This is a genomic window from Microbacterium sp. H6 (assembly GCF_003314775.1).
GTDB classification, from domain to species: domain Bacteria; phylum Actinomycetota; class Actinomycetes; order Actinomycetales; family Microbacteriaceae; genus Microbacterium; species Microbacterium oxydans.
In genome coordinates this window covers 1-3,673 of record NZ_QOAY01000199.1, presented here as the reverse complement: position 1 = coordinate 3,673, position 3,673 = coordinate 1, and the positions used below count along the sequence as shown (strand labels likewise).

Sequence of the window (3,673 nt, the reverse complement as noted above, 5' to 3'; positions counted from 1 at the left end):
GATCTTCGGTCTGAGCTGGAAGCGGGAATCGTCCACCTACCGGCTGGTGCTCGTGGGTATCGGGGTGGGGGCGTGCTTCGCCGCCGTGACGAGCTACCTGCTGACGTTCGCCGACACGATGACGTCGACGCGCGCGATGCGCTGGATGATCGGGTCGCTGGCCGGCACCCAATGGTCCGATGTCGCGCTCCTGGCCGCAGCCCTCGCCGTCGGGATCGGCGCCGTCGCCCTCATCGACCCCTCGCTGGACGCGATCCGGCTGGGCGATCCGCTCGCCAGAGGTCTGGGTACGCGAGTCGGACTCATTCGTGTCGCCGCGCTGCTTCTCGGAGCTCTGCTGGCCGCGATCGCCACGAGCGTCGTCGGTCCGATCGCGTTCCTCGCGCTGGTGTCCGGACCCATCGCCTCCCGGCTGGTCCGTCAGGGCGGGCCGTTCCCCGCCGCGCTGGTCGGCGCCGCCCTGCTCCTGCTCTCCGACATGGTCGCGCAATCCGCGCCGTTCGTGAGTCCGGTGCCGACCGGAGTCGTGACCGGACTCATCGGCGCCCCCGTGCTCATCTTCCTGCTCCTGACCCGGAAGGCGGATGCCTGATGACCGTGCTCGATGAGGCTTCGTCCGTTCCCCCCGACGTGGGCAGCGCGGAGCAGCCGATACTGGCCGCGCACGGCGTGCACGCCGGCTATGCCGCGAAGACGATAGTGAGCGACCTCGATCTACTCATCGCCCGAGGAGGGATCACCGCGCTCATCGGGCCCAACGCCTCCGGGAAGTCGACGCTGCTCGGAGCCCTCTCGCGTCTCGTGCCCCTGCAGGCCGGATCGGTGCTCCTCGACGGCGCGGACATCCATGCGCTGCCCACGCGGGAGGTCGCCCGTCGGCTGGGGATCCTCCCGCAGAGCCCGGTGGCACCCGAGGGCATCACGGTCGCCGAGCTCGTGCGGCGTGGTCGTCACCCGCATCGCCGGTTCGGGAGCGCGCGGGCCTCCGACGATCTGATCGTCGCCAGGGCGCTCCTGCGCACCGGCGTGGCCGACCTCGTTGATCGTCCGGTGGACACGCTCTCGGGCGGGCAGCGTCAACGTGCCTGGATCGCGATGGCGCTCGCGCAGGAGACGCCGCTCCTCCTGCTCGATGAGCCGACGAGCGCGCTCGACATCGCCCACCAGGTCGAGGTGCTCGATCTGCTGGTCGATCTCGTGGCCGAGGGGACGACCGTGGTCGTGGTGCTGCACGATCTCGCGCACGCCGCCCGCTACGCCTCGACCGTCGTGGCCCTGCGCGACGGCACCATCGTCGCCTCCGGCCCGCCCACCGAGGTCATCACCGCCGAGCTCGTCGAGCAGGTGTTCGGGGTGCAGGCCCGCGTCATCGCCGACCCCGACACCGGAGCGCCGCTCGTGCTGCCGCGCGGACGCCATGGGATGTGACGCGAGTCGCCCTCGCACTCTGAAGTCGCCCTCGCACTCTGAAGCCCTCCTCTCACCCCGAAGAAAGAAGAGACACATGACCCGCTCCGTGCTCCGCCGCCTGACCGCGGCAGCCGCCGCACTCGTCGTCAGCACCGCGCTGCTCGCCGGATGCGGCGCCTCCGCAGCCACTCCGGCATCGTCTGCCGGCGGGGGCGAGGGCTATCCCATGACGCTCACGAGTCCGTACGGGGAGACGACGCTCCAGAGCAAGCCCGAACGCGTCGCCGTGGTCTCCTCGGTGGACCTCGACATCGCGTTGGCTCTCGGCATCGTCCCGGTGATCAGCCCGCAGTACGGCGACGCCGAACTCGATCCCTGGGAGATCGACGCCCTGAAGGGACTGGGTGAGAAGAAGCTCACGACCTACGACTCCACCGACGGCGTGGACTACGAGGCGATCGCGGTGGCCGAGCCCGACGTGATCCTCGCCACCAGCGGCTGGACCCTCGACGCCGACTACGAGCAGCTGTCGAAGATCGCCCCGATCGTCTCCTACACGGGAGCGGACGGGCTGAGCACGATGACCTGGGAGCAGCGCACAGAGTCGGCTGCCACCGCCCTCGGCCGCAGCGATCAGGCGAAGGAGGTCATCGACAGCATCGCCGCCGACTTCGACGCCGCCGCTGCCGCGCATCCCGAGTTCGCCGGAACGACCTTCACCTATGCGGTCATCCACCCCGAGCAGATCACCTACATCTCGTACGAGGGCAGCGACGTCACGTTCTTCACGAAGCTCGGACTCGCACTTCCGGAGCGCGCCACCGACTTCAGCGCCACCTCGGCCGCGGTGAGCCGCGAGAACCTCGATCTGCTCGACGCGGACATTCTGCTGATGGGCTATCCGTTCGGCGACGAAGGCCTGCTGACGCAATCCGACCTGGAGCAGGACGCGCTGTTCCGCCAGATCCCCGCGGTCGAGGGCGGTCACTACGCCGTGATCGACGACGCCTTCGCCTCTCCCCTGGCCTACCCGACACCGCTCACCGAGTCCTGGCTGCTGGAACGGCTCGTCCCGGTGCTCGCCGACGCCGTGGCCGGAAACGGAGGGAAGTGACATGGGGCTTCCCCGCATCGCGACCTACGACGTGCCGGGCGCACACGAGCATCCGACGGGACGCGTCGACTGGACCGTCGACCCGAACCGCAGCGCGATCCTCGTGCACGACATGCAGCAGTACTTCGTCGACGCCTTCGCGGAGGCGGACGGTCCGGTCGGGCTGGCCATTGGCCACATCTCCCGCCTGCTCGATGCGGCGCGCGCGGCAGGCGTCCCGGTGATCTACACCGCGCAGCCGGCCGCGCAGGCTCCCGACGACCGCGGCCTGCTGTCCGAGTTCTGGGGCCCCGGCCTGCAGGACCAGGAGAGCGCCGCGATCGTGGCAGAGCTGCGCCCCGCTCCCGGAGACACGATCCTCACGAAGTGGCGCTACAACGCCTTCATCCGCACGCCGCTGCGGGAGACGCTCGCGGCCCAGCATCGGGACCAGCTCGTCATCGTCGGGGTCTACGCGCACATCGGGTGCCTGCTGACGGCGGCCGATGCGTTCATGAACGACATCCGGCCGTTCCTCGTCGCCGATGCCGTCGCGGACTTCTCCCGCGAAGATCACCTCTTCGCGCTGGACTACGCCGCCAAGCGATGCGCTCGTGTGCTCGACACCGACACGGTGCTCGCCGCCCTCTCCTCCGACGCGCCAGGAGCGTCCCGATGAGCACGGTGGCCCTCGTCACCGGCGCAGCGGGAGGCATCGGCGCCGCGGTGGTCGAGCGACTGCGGCGCGACGGCCGCACCGTCATCGGCCTCGACCGCGATCCGGGGACGGACGTCGTCGTCGATGTCACCGATCGTGCTGCGGTCGAGGGCGTGGTCGCCGAGATCGAGAAGACGGGAGCGAGCATCGATGTGCTCGTCAACGCGGCGGGGATCCTACGTACCGGCTCCGCGTTCGAAGCGGATCCCGATGACCTCGCCGAGATGCTCGCGGTGAACGTGCTCGGCGTGGCGACGGTGTCGACGGCGGTGGGCACGCGGATGGCGAGGCGGCGGCACGGGTCGATCGTCACGGTCTCGTCGAACGCCGCCGCGACCGCCAGGGCGGACATGGTCGGCTACGGCGCCTCCAAGGCGGCGGTCGCCCAGTACACGATCGGACTGGGTCTCGAGCTCGCTGCCGACGGAGTGCGATGCAACGTGGTCGCTCCC

5 protein-coding genes are annotated in these 3,673 nt (G+C 70.1%); all 5 read left to right on the top strand.

Annotated elements, in window-relative coordinates:
* Positions 1 to 592: iron chelate uptake ABC transporter family permease subunit (locus tag DSP71_RS13240; RefSeq protein WP_220151119.1), on the top strand; the 592-nt coding region annotated here is incomplete at its 5' end.
* Positions 592 to 1,428 (top strand): ABC transporter ATP-binding protein, encoded by an 837-nt coding sequence (locus DSP71_RS13235; RefSeq protein WP_058631971.1) that lies wholly within the window; start codon positions 592 to 594, stop codon positions 1,426 to 1,428. The genes DSP71_RS13240 and DSP71_RS13235, both read left to right, overlap by 1 nt.
* Positions 1,429 to 1,504: 76 nt before the next feature.
* Entirely contained in the window at positions 1,505 to 2,524 is a 1,020-nt protein-coding gene (locus DSP71_RS13230; RefSeq protein ID WP_113681311.1) for an ABC transporter substrate-binding protein, read from the top strand.
* 1 nt (position 2,525) lies between these two features.
* The gene (locus DSP71_RS13225; RefSeq protein WP_113681310.1) at positions 2,526 to 3,182 is read left to right on the top strand and encodes an isochorismatase family protein; all 657 of its coding nucleotides are present in this window, start codon (positions 2,526 to 2,528) and stop codon (positions 3,180 to 3,182) included.
* On the top strand, positions 3,179 to 3,673 hold a 495-nt coding region (locus DSP71_RS13220), incomplete at its 3' end, for an SDR family NAD(P)-dependent oxidoreductase (RefSeq protein WP_113681309.1). The genes DSP71_RS13225 and DSP71_RS13220, both read left to right, overlap by 4 nt.

Coding starts and splice junctions, on each gene's coding strand:
- DSP71_RS13235 (WP_058631971.1), top strand. CDS start 592: ATGACCGTGCTCGATGAGGCTTCGTCCGTTCCCCCCGACGTGGGCAGC.
- DSP71_RS13230 (WP_113681311.1), top strand. CDS start 1,505: ATGACCCGCTCCGTGCTCCGCCGCCTGACCGCGGCAGCCGCCGCACTC.
- DSP71_RS13225 (WP_113681310.1), top strand. CDS start 2,526: ATGGGGCTTCCCCGCATCGCGACCTACGACGTGCCGGGCGCACACGAG.